This is a genomic window from Paludibacillus litoralis (assembly GCF_037646705.1).
In the GTDB taxonomy this organism is placed as follows: Bacteria; Pseudomonadota; Alphaproteobacteria; order Rhodobacterales; family Rhodobacteraceae; genus Pikeienuella; species Pikeienuella litoralis.
In genome coordinates, this window is sequence record NZ_JBBHER010000001.1 from 184508 (window position 1) to 202256 (window position 17749).

The window sequence follows — 17749 nt, forward strand, 5'->3', positions numbered from 1 at the left end:
CAGGATGCTCGCAAATAGAAGGATCCAGGCGCATATTGAGCTTTCGGCCCATCTCCAGCAGTTCGCCGTGCGGGCTTTGCGGTCGCCGTTCGGCGGCTTTTCTCGATCTGCGAAAGAGGCCGCCGGTAAAACCGCCGCGCCTGAAAGATCAAATCCGCTCGAAGAGAACGGCGGAGCAAGAAGATATGCCTGAACCGAGGGGCGCGAGAACTGTCGACGCTCGCGCCTATCCGCTATATGTTCGGCGCCGCATCCGGCGCGGAGGGCGGTGGGCGCCTGCGTGGGTGTTTTCGGAGCGATGAATGGCGATCTGGCGGCAAGTGCTGATCCTTCTGATTCTGGCCGGGCTCGGCTATGGGGGCCTGCTCGGCTACGAGCGCTATTATGGCGCCGGGGAAGCGACGGAGGCTGGCGCCGAGCGGGCCCGGCGCGCCGCTTCGGTGGAGACTGCGATCGCGGAAATCATGACGCTGGAGCGCACCGTGGAGGCTGTGGGGACCACCCGCGCCCGGCGGTCGGTGAAAATCACGCCGCTCGCTTCCGGCCGTCTGGTGGAGCTGGCGATCGACCCGGGCGACCGGGTCGAGGCGGGCGCGGTGCTCGCCCGCCTCGACGACGAGATCGAGCGCGCCGATCTTGTCGAAGCGGAGGCGCTGGCCGAGGAGCAGCGGAACGCGGTGGCGCGCGCCCGACGGCTTCGCGAGAGCAAGGCTGTCGCCGCGATCGTGCTCGAGAAGGCCGTGGCCGGGCTCGCGGTGGCGGAGGCGGCGCTGGAGCGGGCGCAGCGGCGACTGGAGGACCGGGTGATCCGCGCGCCATTCGCCGGGCAAGTCGGCTTCACCGATGTCGATCTCGGCGCGCGGGTGAACGAGGGCGACGAACTGACCCGGCTTGACGACCTGACCGAGATCGAGGTGCAGTTCTCCTTGCCGGAGACGCTCTTCGCCGAGATCGCGAAAGGCATGCCGATCTCCGCCATCAGCGCCGCCTTCCCCGGCCGGACGTTCACGGGCGAGGTGGCCGCGATCGACAGTCGGATCGATCCGGTCGGGCGGTCTTTCAAGGTCCGCGCGACGATTCCCAATCCGGCGGGCGAGCTTCCGGCGGGGATGTTCATGTCGCTGTCGCTGACGTTGTCGGCGGAGCCGGCGCTGGTCGTTCCCGAAGAGGCCATCGTCGCGCAGGCGGCGGACACCTTCGTGTTCGTCGTCGCGGACGGCAAGGCTGTGCGCCGCGCGGTGAAGACCGGGCTTCGCAAGGAGGGGGTGATCGCCGTGACCGAGGGGCTCGCCCCCGGTGAAGCGGTGGTGACGCGGGGGCTTCAGAGCGTCAGGGACGGCGCGCCGGTCCGGGTGCTCGCGACCGCCGGCCAGGCGCTGAAGTCATGACGCTTTCGGATATCTCGGTTCGCCGCCCGGTTCTGGCGGCGGTGGCGAGCCTGCTGATCCTTGTTTTTGGCGTCGCCGCGCTTCAGGATCTGCCGATCCGGGAGTTGCCCGATGTCGACACGGCGGTCGTCACCGTCACCACGACCTATCAGGGCGCGGCGTCGGAAGTGGTCGACACCGACATCACCGAGACGATCGAGGGCGCCGTCACGACCATCGCCGGGATCCGCTCGATCAGTTCCGAGAGCCGTCAGGGCCGCAGCCGGACCGTGATCGAGTTCGAAACCGGCCGCGATGTCGATATCGCCGCGAACGATGTTCGCGACGCCGTCGGCAGGGTGCTCTCGCGGCTGCCCGAGGAGGCGGACCAGCCGCAAGTGGTGAAAAGCGACGCCGACGGCGATCCGGTGATGCGCCTCGCCGTCACCTCCAGCCGGATGACCGCGGCGGAGATCACCGACTATATCGAGCGCTACATCACCGACCGGCTTTCCACGATAGACGGCGTCTCCACCATCAGCATCTACGGCGGCCGCCCGTTCGCGGTCCGGATCTGGCTGGACCGGCGGGCGCTGGCGGCGCGGAACCTGACCGTGGCGGATGTCGAAGCGACGCTCAGGCGCAACAATCTCGAACTGCCGGCTGGCGAAGTGAAATCGGTGGAGCGTCAGCTGACCGTGCGGCTGAACAGCCGGCTGGGCTCGCTCGAGGATTTCCGCGATGTCGTCATCGACCGGGTCGCGGGATATCCGGTCCGTCTCGGCGATGTCGCGCGGGTCGTGGCGGGCGTAGAGGATGAGACCACCATCGTCCGCTCCGATGGCGAGGAGGCTGTCGGCATCGCGGTGCTGCGCCAGAGTCAGGCGAACACGCTGGCGATCTCGGAGGCGGTTCGCGCAGAAATCGAGGAAATCGCCCCCACGCTTCCGGAGGGCATGGCGATCTCCATCGGCTCCGACGACGCGATCTTCGTCGGCGCGTCGATCAACGAAGTGAGCAAGGCGCTGATGATCTCGCTCGGGCTGGTGGTCATGGTGATCCTGGTCTTTCTCCGCTCGCTCCGGGCGACGCTGGTGCCGGCGATCACCATTCCGGTCGCGCTGGTCGGCTGCTTCATCCTGATCGGAGCTTTCGGGTTTTCAATCAACACGCTGACGCTTCTCGCGCTCCTGTTGGCCATCGGTCTCGTGGTCGACGACGCCATCGTGGTGCTGGAGAATATCCAGAGGCGGATCGAAGATGGGGAGAGCCCGCTCGCCGCGAGTTTCCGGGGCGCGCGTCAGGTGACCTTCGCGGTGATGGCGACGTCGCTCACGCTGATCGCCGTTTTCGTGCCGCTTTCCTTTCTTCCCGGTCAGGTCGGCCGCCTTTTCGTCGAGTTCGGTTTCGTCATGGCCAGCGCGGTGGCGATCTCCACGTTTGTGGCGCTGACCGCGTGCCCTGCGCTCTCGTCGAAGATCCTCTCGGCGCGAAAGCCGCGCGGCGGGGGCGCGGCCGCCCCGCGCAAGGGCCCGTTCATCCGCCTCTACCGGCGCGCGCTCCGCGCCGCGGTGCGTGCGCCGCTGGTCGTGATCGCCATCACTGTGGTTGTGACGCTCGGCGCGATTCCGATCTACGAGACGCTGCCGCGCGAGTTGACGCCGCCCGAGGATCGCGGCGTCGGCTTTGTGCCGCTGACGGCCCCGCAAGGGTCCACGCTTGAGCATACCGACATTGCGGCGCGGCAGGTCGAGGAGATCCTGAAACCGTTTCGTGAAAGCGGCGAGATCGCGTCCGTCTTCACCTTTTCCGGCAGCTTCGGCCGCGCCTACCGCTCATTTGTCGTATTCCGCCTTGCGCCATGGGAGGAGCGCGAGCGCAACATCGCCGATATCGTCCGGGACATCGCGCCGGAGATGAGCCAGGTGACGGTCGCGCGCGGCTTTCCGGTCACGCCGGCGGGGCTCGGGCTTCGCGGCTCCTCGACGCCGGTCAGGATCGTCATCGGCGGCCCGGATTTCGAGAGCGTGAAGGAGTGGGCGGCGGCGATGCTGGACGCGGCCAAGGAGAATCCCCGCCTGATCAACCCGGAGCTGGATTTCGAAGAGAACCTGCCTCAACTCGACATCACCATCGATCGGCGCCGGGCCGACGATCTCGGCATTTCGGCGGAAACCATCGCGTTGACGCTGCAGACCATGCTCGCCTCGCGCGAAGTGACCGGGTTCGTCAGCCGTGGGCGCGAATACCCGGTGCTGTTGCAGGCGGGAGACGACGACCGGCGCGCGCCGTCGGATATCACCAATATCTTCGTTCGCTCCGGCGACGGCGTGACGCTGGTCCCGCTCGGCGCGCTGGTGACGCTGGCCGAGACCGCGGCCGCGCCGTCGCTTCGCCGGTACGACCGGCTGCCCTCGATCCAGCTCTCGGCCGCGCTGGCGGAGGGTTACGATCTCGGCGCCGCGCTGACGTATCTGGACGACGCGGCGCGGGATATCCTGCCGGCGGAGGCGCAGCTCGGCTATGAGGGGCAATCGCGCGCCTTCAAGGACACGTCCGCCGGCGCGGGGTTCGTCTTCGGGCTGGCGCTGCTTGTCGTCTTCCTGGTGCTGGCGGCGCAGTTCGAAAGCTTCATCCACCCGATCGCGATCATGCTGACCGTGCCGATCGGCCTCGCGGGCGCGATCTACGCGATGGCGCTCGGCGGGCTGTCTCTCAACATCTACAGTCAGATCGGCGTGATCCTGTTGATCGGGCTCGTGGCCAAGAACGGCATCCTGATCGTCGAATTCGCGAACCAGCTTCGGGACGAAGGGCTCGATGTGCGCGAGGCGGTGATCGAGGCGTCGGCGCTGCGCGCCCGGCCGATCGTGATGACGGCGATCTCCACGATTCTGGGCGCGCTGCCGCTGGTGCTGGCGAGCGGCGCCGGCGCGGAAAGCCGGATCGCCATCGGCAGCGTCATCGTCGCCGGTCTGGCGCTGGCGACGACGTTGATGCTGTTCGTGACGCCGGTGCTCTACGACATTTTCGCGCGCTTCACGACGCCGCGCGGGATGGCGGAGAAAATCCTCGCGCGGGAAATCGGCGGCCCGGCGATCGGGGAGTGACGGCGCGGCCGACGCCGGAGCGCCGCTCCGGCGGAGCCCGGCGGGATCGCGCGCCTTCGCCCGGAGCGCGGTCCGTTCGCTTTCAGCCGGTGCTGACTTTCTTCGGCCCCCGGGCCGTGCTGAATTCGGGCGGATCGAAAGCGGTGACGGGCGGCGCCGAGTTGATCGGCCCGCGCACGCGCACAAGGCATGTGTGCGCGATCGGCCCCTGGCCCAGCCGCGATGTGCCGACATCGAGCGTCAGCACGTTCGGGTTGCCGTGCTTGTCGCGCCCGTCGGGGTCCGGGTCGTACCATGAGCCTGTCGGGAGCCGGACGACGCCCCGCATGATGAGCGGGTTCAGCCGCGCGGCGGCGAGGCAGCGGCCGCGCGCGTTATAGAGCTCGACCACGTCGTTATCCGCGATGCCGCGCTCGGCGGCGTCCGCGGGGTTGATGTCCATGACCTCGCGCCCGTCCACCTTGGCGGCGCGGCTATGGGCGGAGGCGTCGAGCTGACTGTGCAGTTTCCGCGCCGGCTGATCCGAAATCAGATGGAGCGCTCCGGCGCCTTCGCCGTCGGCGGCGGCGTCGGCGGATCCCAGCCACTCATGCGGCTCCAGCCACGTCGGATGCCCGGGGCAATCGTCGAGGCCGAAGCCGTCGATCACCTCGGAGAAGATCTCGATCTTGCCTGACGGCGTGATCAGCGGCGCGGCGTCCGGGTCGGCGCGGAACGCCTCGAACATCACGACCGGGGCCGCCTCGGCGGCGAGATCGATCATGCCTTCGGCCCAGAAGTCGTCGAACTCCGGCAGGGTGACGCCGCACGCCTGCATCTTCGGGCGGCTTTCCTCGTAAAGCCGGCGCAGCCAGCCGGCGGCGTCCAATCCTTCCGTGAAGGTCTCCTCGACGCCGAGCCGGGCGGCCAGCGCCGAGAAGATGGCGTAATCGTCGCGCGCCTCGCCGATCGGCGGCGCGGCCTGCTTCATCGCCACCAGATGCCCCTCGCGCGTGCCGGAGCCGATGTCGTCGCGCTCCAGCGCGATGGTGGCGGGAAAGACGATGTCCGCGCGTTTCGCCGCCGCGGTCCAGTATTGCTCGTTGATGATGATGGTGTCCGGCTTGCGCCAGGCGCGAGCGAAGCGGTTCAGGTCCTGATGGTGGTGCCACGGATTGCCGCCCGCCCAATAGATCAGGTGGATATCGGGATAGGTGTGGCGGGCGCCGTCGAAATCATATTCGCCGCCCGGATTGAGCAGCATGTCGGAGATGCGGGCGACCGGGATGGCGGTTTTGACGGCGTTGAAACCCTGCGGCAGGGTCGGGCCGGGCAGGAGCGCGTCGTTGCTGCCAAGCTGGTTGGTCGCGCCATAGCCGAAGGCGAAGCCGCCGCCGGGCAGGCCGATCTGGCCCAGCATCGCCGCCAGAGTGACCTGCATCCAGCAGGCCTGCTCGCCATGAGACGCGCGCTGGAGCGCCCATGTCATGTTGATCATGGTCCGGTTCGCGGCCATGTCGCGGGCGAGGGCGGCGATCGTCGCCGCCGGCACGGCGGAGATCGCCTCCGCCCATTCGGGGGTTTTCGCCCCGGAGCCGTCGGCGCCGGTCAGATACCGCGCGAACGTGTCGAAACCGGTGCAATAACGCTCCAGGAACGCGGTGTCGTGCAGGTTCTCCTGCAACAAGGTGTAGGCCAGCGCCAGCATCACCGCGGTGTCGGTGTTCGGGCGCGCCGGGATCCACTCGACGCCCTCGGCTTCGAGATTGTCGCCCACCGGGCCGATGGTCACCATCCGCGCGCCGGCGTCCCGGATCGCCTTGAGGCCGGGCCGCATCCGGTGGCGGGCGACGCCGCCGGCGGAAATCTGCCCGCTTTTCCATGGCGCGCCGCCGAACCCGACGAAGAGCGTGGTGTGCTTCGCCATCACGTCCCATGAGGTGTGGCTCACCATGAATTCGCTCATCTCGGCGATGACATGAGGCAGGATCACCCGCGCCGCGGCGTAGCTGTAATTGTGCAGATGGCGCACATAGCCGCCGGCGGCGTTCAGGAATCTGTGCACCTGGCTCTGGGCGTGATGAAAGCGCCCCGCGCTCGACCAGCCGTAGGATCCGCCGAAAATCGCCTCATTGCCATGCGTGCGCCGAACCCGGTCGATCTCGGCCGCGGCGAGATCGAGCGCCTCATCCCATTCGACCTCGACGAACGGCTCGCGCCCGCGGAGCTCGGGCGCGGCGCCGGGGCCCTGTTCGAGCCAGCTGCGCCGGATCGCCGGCCGCCGCACGCGGAGCGCCTGAAGCCCGTCCTCGCCTTGATCGAGCCCGATCATGTTCGGATCCGGATCGCCGGAGAACGGCGTCAGGCGCGGCTTGCCGTCCGGTCCCGGCGTCACCTCGCGAATGCCCCAATGGGTTGACGTGTAATGGGTCATGGAGGCGCTCCTTCTGGTTATCCGAGGTCGGCGAGGCGCTTCACCCGCGCGTTCGAGGCGGATCTCACCCAGCGGCCAGACGTATACGGGATTGGTATATCCATAACCTGGCCTTGGGAATAGCCGTCGGGGGCGGGACGCGCGTCTCTCTCATGGTCCCGCCCCGGCGCGGCGTCCGCTCATCAGTCCTGCGCGTAGGATCCCCTCACCACCTCGGCCACGATCCGCGCCGTCGCGGAGGACAGGGTCCAGCCGAGATGGCCGTGGCCGGTGTTGTAGAAGACGCCTTTCGCGCGCCCGGAGCCGACCCGCGGCAGCATCGAGGGCAGCATCGGGCGGAGCCCCGCCCAGGGCGTCGCGTGTTCGGTGGAGACGCCGGGGAAATACGTCTCGCTCCATTTCGTCAGCGGCTCGATCCGGTCGGCGCGGATATCGCGGTTGAGCCCGTTGAACTCCGCGGTGCCGGCGATGCGGAGGCGGTTCTCTCCGAGCCGGCTGGCGACGATCTTGGCGCGATCGTCGAGCAGGCTGACCCAGGGCGCCGCGGCGCGGCTCCGCTCGTCGGGGAGGTCGATGGTGATCGAATAGCCCTTCACCGGATAGATGTTCACCTTGTCCCCGAGCGCGCGCGCGATCTCCGGGCTGGAGACGCCGGCGCAGACCACCACGCCGTCGAACCGGAAATCCTCGCCGGCTTCGGAGGTGAACCGCAGCATGTCGCCGTCGCGCCCGGCGTAGGCGACCGGCGTGCCGAAGCGGAACGTCGCGCCCTGGCGCGCGCAGACCTCGGCCAGCCGCATGGTGAAGCTGTGGATGTCGCCGGTGCTGTCGGACGGGGTGAAGAATCCGCCGACGAAGTCGCCCGAGAGCGCAGGCTCGATCTGGCGCAACTCGTGCCCCGCCAGTTCGCGCCGCTCCAGCCCGCCTTCGGCGAGCAATTCATTGACCTTCCTCCCGTGGGCGAAATCCGCCTCGGTCGAGTAGAAATGCATGATGCCGCGCTTTTCGAGATCGAAATCGATGCCCTCCCGCTCGGCGGTCTCGTAGAGCGCTTCGCGCGATTTCAGCGCGAGGCGCACGGTCTCGATGGTGTTGGCGCGATAATTCGGGATCTGGGCGATGAACGCCGCCATCCATTTCAGCTTCCGCCATTCGGGGCGCGGGCTGACCAGAAGCGGCGCATCGCGGCGGAACATCCACTTCAACCCTTTCAGGACCATGCTCCACTGGGTCCAGGTCTCGGCGTTGGATGCGGAGAGCTGGGCGCCGTTGGCGAAGCTGGTCTCCATCGCCGCGTAGCGCCGGCGGTCGAACACCGTCACTTCGAAGCCGAGCCGGGACAGCTCGTAAGCGGTCGTGACCCCGGCCACGCCGGCGCCGATCACTGCGATATGAGTCATGTTGAACGCTCCTCGGGCGTATGCGGCCCATCGCCGCCACGCCCCCTCCGTCTTTTTGCCTGAGAGTTTGCCCCTTGCGGCGCGCCGCGCGGGGGTGCTCCTTCGGCGGGCCGCATTCGGCCACTCTTCGGAGTTCCGACGTCGCGCCGGTCCCTGGCGCCTGAGAGATTCCGGGGCGGTTGCTCCTTCGGCGGCGGGGCATGACCCGCACTCTCCCGTCACGACGTATACACGCCGCCCGGATAGGGGGAGCGCCTGCGTTTCGCAATAGATATCCGGAGCCTGCGGCGGATAGAGTCCGATTGTGACTTTAAAGCAAGAGGGTCCGAAGTGAAACCCGATCTCCAACTTCTGATCGTCGAGGGCGATCCGCCCGAGCTTGCGCTTGGCGCGAAGCGCGGCGCGGGCGCGACCGGCGCGCGCAGGCTCGCCCGGGCGCTCTCCGTCATCGCCCCCGACTCGCGTTTCGCCTATGTCGAGCCCTGGTTTTCGGACCATGATCCGGCGGCGGTCGACCTCGCGGCGTTCGATGGCGTGGCGATCGCGGGCTCGGGGCGCGCGCCGGATGCGGGGGAGGCGGGGGCGGGGCCGGTCGCCGCCTTCTGCGCCCGCGCCTTTCGGGCCGGGCGGCCGGTTTTCGGCTCCGGGCGCGGCATGTTGTCGGGCGCGGCGCTTCTTGGCGCGGCCGTCGGGCCAGGGCCGGAAAGCGGCGTCGCTCGCGGGATCCGGCCGCTGGAGCATCCGCTGACAGGCGGGCGGCGGCGCCGGTTCGACGCGCCCATGCGGGGCGGCGAGGCGGTGGCGCGGCCGCCTTCGGGCGCGGAGATCGCGGCGGTCGACGCCGCCGGCGCGCCGGTCGCGTTGGCGTATGATGTGGGCGGGGTCCGGTTCTGGGGCTGCCGGTATCAGCCGGAGGCGACGCTTTTCGACCTTGCGTTCTGGCTGAAGCGCCAGGCCCCCCGCGCCGCGCGCGAAATCGCGCTGGCGGCGCAGGATCCGGTGGCGCATGCGCGGCTGATCGTGAAGCATCGGATCAACGCGGACCTTCTCGATCCCGCCTATCGGACCACCGAACTCGCCAACTGGCTGGAGTCTCTCGGCTGAGGCGGCGGCCCGCCCCATTCGCCCTTCATCTTGACCTTGGCCTGCCGGGTGGGTACGCGATCCGCACGGTAAACCAGAGGAAACGCGCCATGCCCAAGCCCTCCATTCTCATCCTGCCCGGCGACGGGATCGGCCCCGAAGTGATGACCGAGGTCCGCCGCGTGATCGGCTGGCTGGAGACGGAAAAGGGGATCGGCTTCGATGTGAGCGAGGATCTGGTGGGCGGCGCCGCCTACGACGCCTACGGCACCCCGCTTCATGACGACACGATGGCGCGCGCGCAGGCGGTGGACGCGGTTCTCCTCGGCGCGGTCGGCGGCCCGAAATATGAATCGCTGGATTTCTCTCTGCAACCGGAGCGCGGGCTCCTGCGGCTTCGCAAGGAGATGGATCTATTCGCCAATCTCCGCCCCGCGGTTTGCTTCGACGCGCTCGCCGAAGCCTCCTCGCTCAAGCATGATGTGATCGCCGGGCTCGACATCATGATCGTGCGGGAGCTGACCTCCGGCCTCTATTTCGGCGAGCCCCGCGGCATCTTCACCGAAGGCAATGAGCGGGTCGGGATCAACACCCAGCGCTACACCACGTCCGAGATCCAGCGCGTCGCGCGCGCGGCGTTCGAACTGGCGCGGAAGCGCCGGGGCAAGCTCTGCTCGATGGAGAAGGCGAACGTGATGGAGTCCGGCGTGCTCTGGCGCGACGAAGTCCAGAAGATCGCCGATGCGGAATATCCGGATATCGAGACCAGCCACATGTACGCCGACGCCGGCGCGATGCAGCTTGTCCGCGCGCCCAAGCAGTTCGACGTGATCGTCACCGACAACCTTTTTGGCGACATCCTCTCCGATGTCGCGGCGATGCTGACCGGATCGCTCGGCATGTTGCCTTCGGCCTCGCTCGGCGCGCCGATGGCGAGCGGACGGCCGAAAGCGCTCTATGAGCCGGTGCACGGCTCCGCGCCCGATATTGCGGGGCGCGGCGTGGCGAACCCTCTCGCCTGCATCCTCTCCTTCGCGATGGCGCTTCGCTATTCCTTCGACATGAGCGATGTCGCCGAACTGATCGAGAACGCGGTCGAGGCGGCGCTCGCCGACGGGCTCCGCACGCCCGATCTGATGACGGTCGAAGGCGGCGTGAAGGTCGGCACGGCGGAGATGACCGACGCGATCCTGGCGAAGATGAGCGCGGCCTGACGGCGATGGCCCCACGGCTGGTCCGCGGCCTTCCTGAAGAACACAGGCGGGCCGCGGCGCGGCTTTATCTGGAGGCGTTCGCCGCCAAGCTCGGCCCGGTCATCGGGCGGGGCGAAAGGGCGGAAGCCTATCTTGCGGCCACGATCCGCCCCGGAAACGCGCTCGTCGCGCTGGACGACGCGGGGAACCTGCTCGGGCTCGCCGGATTTCGCGACGAAACAGGCGGTTTCCTCGGCGGCGGCCTGAGCGAGATCCAGCGCGTTTACGGCTGGTTCGGCGGATTCTGGCGCGGCCTCATTCTTTCGATCTTCGACCGCGAACCCGAGCCGGGCGAATTGATGATGGACGGGGTCGTCGTCGCCCCGGCGGCGCGCGGGCGCGGCGTTGGCGGCGCGCTGATCGAGGCGGTCGCGGCGCTCGCCCCCGAACAGGCCGCGCTTTATGTCCGGCTCGACGTGGCGAACACAAATTCCCGCGCCCGGGCGCTCTATGAGCGCCGAGGCTTTGTGGCGACGCGCGAAAGCGGCTCGCCGCTTCTCAAGCCGTTCTTCGGCTTCAGCCGCGCGGTGACGATGCTGCGCCCGGTCGGGCCCGTCTAGACCCTGCGGGCGCTGCGCGTGCCGCTCGATGACAGAGACGCGCGGGCTACGCGTTGAGCCCGCCATGCGCGGTCGGCGCGTCGAGCGCGGCGAAGCCGTAATGGCGCAGCCAGCGCAGGTCGCTGTCGAAAAACGCCCGGAGATCCGGGACGCCGTATTTCAGCATCGCGAGGCGATCGATCCCCATGCCGAAGGCGAAGCCCTGCCATTCGTCGGGGTCGATCCCGCCGGAGCGGAGCACGTGCGGGTGGATCATTCCGGAGCCGAGCACCTCCATCCAGTCGTCGCCTTCGCCGATCCGGAGCTGCCCGCCCGCCCATGAGCACTGGATGTCGACCTCCGCCGAGGGTTCGGTGAACGGGAAATGGGAGGCGCGGAACCGGGTTCTCACCGACGTGCCGAAGAATGCGGTGAAGAATTCCTCAAGGCACCATTTCAGATTCGCCATCGAGATGTCGCGGTCGATGGCCAGCCCCTCGAGTTGGTGGAACATCGGCGTATGGGTCTGGTCGTAATCGGCGCGATAGACGCGGCCGGGGCAGATGAAGCGCGCCGGCGCGCCGCCCTCCAGCATGCCGCGGATCTGGACCGGCGAGGTGTGCGTCCGCAGCACATGCGGCGGGCGCTCATCGCCCTCGGCGCGGGTCATGTAGAACGTGTCCATCTCGGTCCGGGTCGGGTGCTCCGGCGGGATGTTGAGCGCGTCGAAATTGTGCCAGTCCGTCTCGATCTGCGGGCCCTCCGCCACGGAGAAGCCAAGCTCGGCGAAGATTACGGTCACCTCTTCGGTTACCTGGCTGACCGGGTGGATCGTGCCGCGGGGCGCGGGGCGCGGGGCGAGGGTGACGTCCAGCCATTCCGTCTGAAGCCGTTCCGCCAGCGCGGCGTCCGCCAGCCCGGCCTTCGCGGCGGCGAGCGCGGCCGTGATCTCGTCCTTCAGCGCGTTGAGCGCGGGTCCCGCGCTTTTTCGCTCTTCCGGGGACATCGCGCCGAGCGCCCGCATCGCGAGGCTGATCTCGCCCTTCTTGCCGAGCGCGGCGAGGCGCGCCGCTTCAAGCGCAGATTCGTCCGTGGCGGCGGCGATCTGGCCAAGATATTTTTCGCGAAGCGCGGTCAGCCGGTCCATTTGGCCCTCATATGATGCGTCGCGGCCGGGTTAACCGGCGACGACGGGCCGCGCAAGGGCGCGGCCCGCCATTCGTCAGACGTCGACTTCGGTGATGAATTTGACCCGCTGATAGGCCTCGAGTCCCTCGATCCCGCCTTCGGAGCCATAGCCGCTCTCGTTGACGCCGCCGAACGGGGTCTCGACGGTCGAGATCCCCGGATTGTTGACGCCGACCATCCCCGCTTCAAGCTCGGCCGCCATCGTGCGCGCGACGCCGCCGTTCGAGGTCCAGACATAGGAGGCGAGGCCGAACGGAAGCGAGTTCGCCCGCTCCAGCACGTCGTCGACGCCGGTGAACGATGTGATCGGCGCCAGCGGGCCGAACGGCTCCTCGTTCATGATCATCGCGTCGTCGGGCACATCCGTCAGCACCGTCGGCGCGAAGAAGGAGCCGACATTGCCGATCCGCGCGCCGCCGGTCCTGATCGTGGCGCCATGGTCGACGGCGTCCTTGATGAAACGGTCCATCACTTCGATCCGCCGCTCGGCGATCAGCGGCCCCATCTCGACGCCCTCATCCATGCCGTTGCCGATCTTGACCGCCTTGGCGACCTCGGTGAACCCCTCCACGAACTGCGAATAGACCTTCTCCTGCACATAGAAGCGCGTCGGAGAGATGCAGACCTGGCCGGCGTTGCGGAACTTGAAACCAGCCATGGTCTTGATCGCGCGGTCGACATCGGCGTCGTCGAAAACGATCACCGGGGCGTGGCCGCCGAGCTCCATCGTGCAGCGCTTCATCGTGTCCGCGGCGAGTTTCTGGAGGTGTTTGCCGACAGGGATGGAGCCGGTGAAAGACAGCTTCTTGCAGACCGGCGACGCCAGAATATGGCGGGAGACGGTGTCGGGCACGCCGAAGACGACATTGAGAACGCCGTCCGGCAGGCCCGCATCCTGAAGCGCGCGGGCGATGGCGACGGCGGTTCCGGGCGTCTCCTCCGAGGGTTTGATGATGATCGAACAGCCGGCGCCGAGCGCTCCGGCGATCTTCCGGATCGTGTTGGTGCCGGGGAAGTTCCAGGCGACGAAAGCGGCGACGGGGCCGACCGGCTCCTTGGTCGCGATCTGCCTTGCGCCGGGCATGCGGGCGGGGATGACGCGGCCATAGGCGCGCTTTCCCTCCTCGCCATACCAGCGGAAGAGATCGATGACGAAGCCGACTTCCGCCTTCGATTCGCCGAAAGGCTTGCCCTGCTCGCGCGTGAGCGTCTCCGCGACCGCGTCGATCCGGTCTTCGAGGATCCGCGCCGCGCCCTCCATCACCTTCTGCCGGGCGAGAGGGGTGGTCTTGCGCCAAGTCTCGAACCCTTTCGCGGCCGCGGCCAGCGCCATGTCCAACTCGGCGGCCGATGCGTGCGGGCAGACGCCAAGCACTTCGCCGGTGGCCGGGTTGACGATGTCTTCGCCCCCGCCCTCGCCGCCGCCTTTGCCGCGCCAGGCGCCGTCGATCAGCATCTCAATTGTCTCGTAAGCCATGGCCAGCATCTCCTTTAACGAATCGGTCGTCCGGACCTTACCTTGCGGGCCGGAAAAGAAAACGCCCGCCACGGAGATGCGTGGCGGGCGTTCAAATCTTCTGGTCCGCCGGCCGGGTTTCGGGCGGGCGCGACCGGGGCGGCGCGGCCTACGCCTTGCGCCGCGCGACGAACCCGAGGCCGCCGATGACGAAGGCCAGCAGCGGCAGCGTCGCCGGAAGCGGGACCGCGGCCACGGGCGAGCGCTCGGTGAAGACCCGGATATAATCGCCGGGCGTGTTCGCGCGCCAGTTCACATAGATGCGCGAGCCGGCGACCGTCACATGGTCGTCATTCTCAAGCCCGCGAAGAGTGGGATTTCTGTAAGTGACGTCGTTGTTGGCGAGAAAATCGCTCGCGCTCAACGTCCCCCTCGACGTGGCGACGCCGATGATGTCGGCGTCGAAGTCCACATAGCCCTTCTGGCGGTTGAGCTTCAGCGGATCGAAGAAGACGTAATGGGACGCGATCATTTCGCCGGCGAGCATGTCCCGGCCGATATCCACGTTCAGCGTGTCCGCAAGGACGATGTTCTGGTCCTCGTTGAAAGCGTAGAGGTTCGCGGTGTTGAATGTGTTGTTGCCGACGGTGTTGTTCGGGTTCGACTCCGAAAACGGCACCGTCAGGTTGATGAATGTCCCGGTGGCGTTGCCTGAATAACTGGTTACTTCGCCGCCGACGATGACCGCGGAGGCGCCCCCGGCGTAGGCCAGCCCGAGCGCGCAAAGGCCCGCGAATATATAGCGATTGGACATGATTTCCCCAGTCTTTTACAAACATCCACAAATTTTCAGATAAGGCCGGATCACGGATTTGTCAACCGAATGGCCCATGTTTGTGTGATCTGGCGCGCCTTTCATCAAGAGTCTACGCCACGTGTTCTGATTGTAAGGCTCGCTATATTGTCATTAAATTGAATTATATTGATGTATTGCAACTTAAGATTGTTTGCGTATTGCGGCGCCGCGCCGATCCGGCCTCCCCCGCGGCGGGCGTTGGCCAGACTTCGCCCCACGCCACATAAAGAGACGCCCGCCACGGAGATGCGTGGCGGGCGTCTGAACTTCCGGGCGCGTCGGCCAGTTTCAGGCGAGCGCGGCCTTCGCCTGATCGACGATCACGCCGAAGGCTGCGGGCTCGCGCACCGCGAGATCGGCGAGCACCTTGCGGTCCACTTCGATCCCGGCGACGGCGAGGCCGTTGATGAACCGCGAATAGGTCAGGCTCTCGTCATGGGCGCGGACGGCGGCGTTGATCCGCTGAATCCAGAGGGCGCGGAAATTGCGCTTCCGCACCTTGCGGTCGCGGGTCGCGTATTCCTGCGCCTTGTCGACCGCCTGTTTGGCGACGCGGATGACGTTCTTGCGCCGGCCGTAATAACCGGCGGCGGCCTTGCGGATCTTGGCGTGGCGGGCGTGCGTGGTGACGCCGCGTTTGGTTCGTGACATGTCTCAGCGCTCCCGGGTCAGCCGTAGGGCATGAATTTCTTGACGATCCGCGCATCGGCCTCGGACAGGGTCCTGGTGCCGCGCGCGTTGCGGAGAAACTTGTTCGTCCGCTTGATCATCCCATGACGTTTGCCCGCGTGTTGACCGCGGACAAGCCCGGTCGCCGTGAGCTTGAATCGCTTCTTGGCGCTTGATTTCGTCTTCATCTTGGGCATTTCGATCTCCTCTCGTGTGAAGAGCGTTCAGGAACCGCTCGGCAGCCCTTTGGCCGGCGGTCCCGCTCAGATCGCGGTCTATATGGGAATGCGTGAGAAGGCGCAAGCGACGGTCGGCGCTCAGCGCCGCGCCGCATACGGCATGAGATTGTTCGTGAACTCCGCGTCCGGCGGCGTGGCGATCTTGACCGCGCGCCGTCCGTCCACGACCCCCAGCGCGCCGGCGGCGAGGTCGGGCGCTCCGGCGACGCCCTTCGGGGTGTCGATCCGGAGCCTGACCTGCATCCGCGTCTCCGACGGCAACGGCAGCACCACGCCCGGCGTGAGTTCGCCAATTTCGCTGACGGTCAGGGTCAATTCGTGGAGAACGCCGATCAGCCGGTATTCCGCCATCTGCGCGGCCGCGAGCATGGTCGATGTCCAGATCGCGTCCGGCGCCGACGATTCGCCGATGAGAGGGCGTTTCGACGCGGCCGCCTTCTCCACCGCCCGGTACATGTCGAGAACCCCGAGCGGCGTCACGAACGAGAAGACCGAAGGCTCCATCTCGCCGCCCAGCCCGAGCGTGAGCCGGAACGCCAATGTGTCCAGATCGTCGGGCGCTTCGGCCAGAGATGTCGCCTTTCGGGCGAAGCGGACGAAATCAACCGCGAGACCGCCTTCCGGGCGGGGGCCGGGCGCGACGGCGCGCTCGAAGCAATCGATGACGTCCTCGGCGAATCCGGCGATCAGCGCCTCGTCGATCGCGGTCGGCATCCGGCCCGGAGAGACCGCCGCGCCGGGGGCGCCGGTCAGCGCTTCGACCACGCGATGCACCAAGGGCGCGCTCAGCGTCAGAACGCCGCCTAGCTGGCCGGCGCGCGTCTCCGCCACGCCGTAAAGCGCCGGCTCCTCGGCGTCTCCCAGCGCCGCCGCGAGCTTCATCATCTTTGGAGCCGCAATGGTGACGGAGACCGGCCCCCCAAGCGATACGCGGAGCCGCTCCTCCAGCAGCCGGGCGAAGAGATCGCTGACGAATCCACTGTCGCGCAGCGGCGGCCGGCTGCTCCGCGCCACGCCGATTTTCCGCCTGATCGTCGCATGGGGAACTGCGCCCGTCATCTTTCACTCCCGCGGTTGTCTGCGGCCCGATCTATCGAGCCTCCACCTTGCGATTCCTTTAATTAAAGCCGCCGAAACGCTTTCTTAGGCGGAAGGCGACGATAAGGGCGCGAAGACAGAGCACGGAGGCCGCGATGGCGGATGGCAAGAACGATCTGCGCCCGATCATCAAGCGAAAGAAGATCGCCGTGAGCGGCGGCCATCATGGCGGCGCCTGGAAGGTCGCCTATGCGGATTTCGTGACCGCGATGATGGCGTTCTTTCTTCTCATGTGGCTGCTGAACGCGACGACCGAGAGCCAGCGCAAGGGAATTGCGGATTATTTCGCGCCGAGCATTCCGATTTCGCCGATCTCCGGCGGCGGCGACGGCGTTCTGGTGGGCGATACGATGTTTTCACGCGACACGCTGGCGCGCGACGGCGTCGGCGGGGCGCGCGTCACCGCCAATGAGGGAGAAAAGGACAAGATCGGCGCGGCGTTGACCGATTCGGAGGCGCCGCTGGCCGAACTCGAATCGCTTCTCCTGGGCAAATCCGGCGAGAGCGACGTCGCGGACGATCTTCTGAGCCATATCGTCACCCGCATCACCGACGAGGGGTTGGTGATCGATATCTTCGCCAAGGAGGGCCAGCCGCTGTTTCTGGTCGGCTCTGATCAACCGACGTCGAAAATGCAGGCGATTCTGGCGATGGTCGGGGAGGTGATCGACCTCGTCTCCAACGGCGTCGCGATCAGCGGCCACACGGACGCGGCGCCGTTCGCAGAGACCGGACCTGACGCGACGAGCGACAATTGGCGCCTTTCATCGGCGCGCGCCGACGCGGCGCGAAGGGCGCTCCTGGCCGCGGATGTGGAGCCGAGCCGGTTTCGGCGCGTCACGGGCGAGGCGGACCGCGATCTCGCCCTGCCGAGCGCGCCGCTGGACCCGAGAAACCGGCGCGTGACGGTGACGTTGCTCCGCTCCGACCGGTAACGCCGGTTTGGTTCAAATTACGGACACCGCTTTACGAAAGCTAAAGAAACCCGAGCGCAGATTGAGCAAGGGCCAGCATGGCCCGGCTCTATGCGGCGCCCGACCCGGCGCCAGGGGCCCCTGCGCCACGCGCCATTACGGCG

At 67.5% G+C, this 17749-nt stretch carries 14 protein-coding genes and 1 riboswitch; of the genes, 6 read left to right on the plus strand and 8 right to left on the minus strand.

The window, feature by feature from the left end; translation table 11 throughout:
• Positions 1 to 302 precede the first annotated feature (302 nt).
• Together WG921_RS00845 and WG921_RS00850 are read left to right on the plus strand one after the other, a co-directional pair.
• Positions 303 to 1388 carry an efflux RND transporter periplasmic adaptor subunit gene (locus WG921_RS00845; RefSeq protein ID WP_340107271.1) on the plus strand — a complete coding sequence of 362 codons (1086 nt, stop codon included), beginning with the start codon at positions 303 to 305 and terminating at the stop codon, positions 1386 to 1388.
• Positions 1385 to 4477 (plus strand): efflux RND transporter permease subunit, encoded by a 3093-nt coding sequence (locus tag WG921_RS00850; RefSeq protein WP_340107272.1) that lies wholly within the window; start codon positions 1385 to 1387, stop codon positions 4475 to 4477. Before WG921_RS00845 ends, WG921_RS00850 begins: the two co-directional genes overlap by 4 nt.
• A gap of 82 nt (positions 4478 to 4559) precedes the next feature.
• Here the strand turns inward: WG921_RS00850 and WG921_RS00855 are convergent, their stop codons facing one another.
• Positions 4560 to 6890, minus strand: coding sequence for a molybdopterin guanine dinucleotide-containing S/N-oxide reductase (locus tag WG921_RS00855; protein ID WP_340107273.1), 2331 nt, complete (start codon positions 6888 to 6890; stop codon positions 4560 to 4562).
• A gap of 182 nt (positions 6891 to 7072) precedes the next feature.
• Positions 7073 to 8290 carry a D-amino acid dehydrogenase gene (locus tag WG921_RS00860; protein ID WP_340107274.1) on the minus strand — a complete coding sequence of 406 codons (1218 nt, stop codon included), beginning with the start codon at positions 8288 to 8290 and terminating at the stop codon, positions 7073 to 7075.
• A 137-nt stretch (positions 8291 to 8427) separates the two neighbouring features.
• Positions 8428 to 8518: riboswitch (glycine riboswitch) on the minus strand.
• A gap of 102 nt (positions 8519 to 8620) precedes the next feature.
• Here WG921_RS00860 and WG921_RS00865 point away from each other — a divergent pair.
• From WG921_RS00865 to WG921_RS00875, 3 genes are all read left to right on the plus strand, one after another.
• Positions 8621 to 9394 carry a hypothetical protein gene (locus tag WG921_RS00865; protein ID WP_340107275.1) on the plus strand — a complete coding sequence of 258 codons (774 nt, stop codon included), beginning with the start codon at positions 8621 to 8623 and terminating at the stop codon, positions 9392 to 9394.
• 89 nt (positions 9395 to 9483) lie between these two features.
• Positions 9484 to 10587: a 3-isopropylmalate dehydrogenase gene (gene leuB, locus WG921_RS00870; protein ID WP_340107276.1), complete on the plus strand. Its 1104-nt coding sequence runs from the start codon at positions 9484 to 9486 to the stop codon at positions 10585 to 10587.
• Between the two features lie 5 nt (positions 10588 to 10592).
• A complete protein-coding gene (locus WG921_RS00875; RefSeq protein ID WP_340107277.1) occupies positions 10593 to 11186 on the plus strand; it encodes a GNAT family N-acetyltransferase in 594 nt (197 codons plus the stop codon).
• A 46-nt stretch (positions 11187 to 11232) separates the two neighbouring features.
• Here WG921_RS00875 and pheS read toward each other — a convergent pair whose 3' ends face one another.
• The 6 genes from pheS to WG921_RS00905 form a co-directional block, all read right to left on the minus strand.
• The gene (pheS, locus tag WG921_RS00880) at positions 11233 to 12312 is read right to left on the minus strand and encodes a phenylalanine--tRNA ligase subunit alpha (RefSeq protein WP_413788548.1); all 1080 of its coding nucleotides are present in this window, start codon (positions 12310 to 12312) and stop codon (positions 11233 to 11235) included.
• Between the two features lie 75 nt (positions 12313 to 12387).
• On the minus strand, positions 12388 to 13830 hold the full coding sequence (locus WG921_RS00885) for an NAD-dependent succinate-semialdehyde dehydrogenase (protein WP_340107278.1): 1443 nt from the start codon (positions 13828 to 13830) through the stop codon (positions 12388 to 12390).
• Positions 13831 to 13978: 148 nt separating this feature from the next.
• Positions 13979 to 14623: a VPLPA-CTERM sorting domain-containing protein gene (locus tag WG921_RS00890; protein WP_340107279.1), complete on the minus strand. Its 645-nt coding sequence runs from the start codon at positions 14621 to 14623 to the stop codon at positions 13979 to 13981.
• A 330-nt stretch (positions 14624 to 14953) separates the two neighbouring features.
• Positions 14954 to 15316 (minus strand): 50S ribosomal protein L20, encoded by a 363-nt coding sequence (gene rplT / locus WG921_RS00895; RefSeq protein ID WP_340107280.1) that lies wholly within the window; start codon positions 15314 to 15316, stop codon positions 14954 to 14956.
• Positions 15317 to 15333: 17 nt separating this feature from the next.
• Positions 15334 to 15531 (minus strand): 50S ribosomal protein L35, encoded by a 198-nt coding sequence (rpmI, locus tag WG921_RS00900; RefSeq protein WP_340107281.1) that lies wholly within the window; start codon positions 15529 to 15531, stop codon positions 15334 to 15336.
• A gap of 120 nt (positions 15532 to 15651) precedes the next feature.
• Entirely contained in the window at positions 15652 to 16632 is a 981-nt protein-coding gene (locus WG921_RS00905) for a FliM/FliN family flagellar motor switch protein (RefSeq protein WP_340107282.1), read from the minus strand.
• Positions 16633 to 16766: 134 nt separating this feature from the next.
• Between WG921_RS00905 and WG921_RS00910 the strand changes: the two genes are divergently transcribed.
• Positions 16767 to 17606, plus strand: a complete 840-nt coding sequence (locus tag WG921_RS00910) for a flagellar motor protein MotB (RefSeq protein ID WP_340107283.1) — start codon at positions 16767 to 16769, stop codon at positions 17604 to 17606.
• The last annotated feature ends 143 nt before the right edge of the window (positions 17607 to 17749 follow it).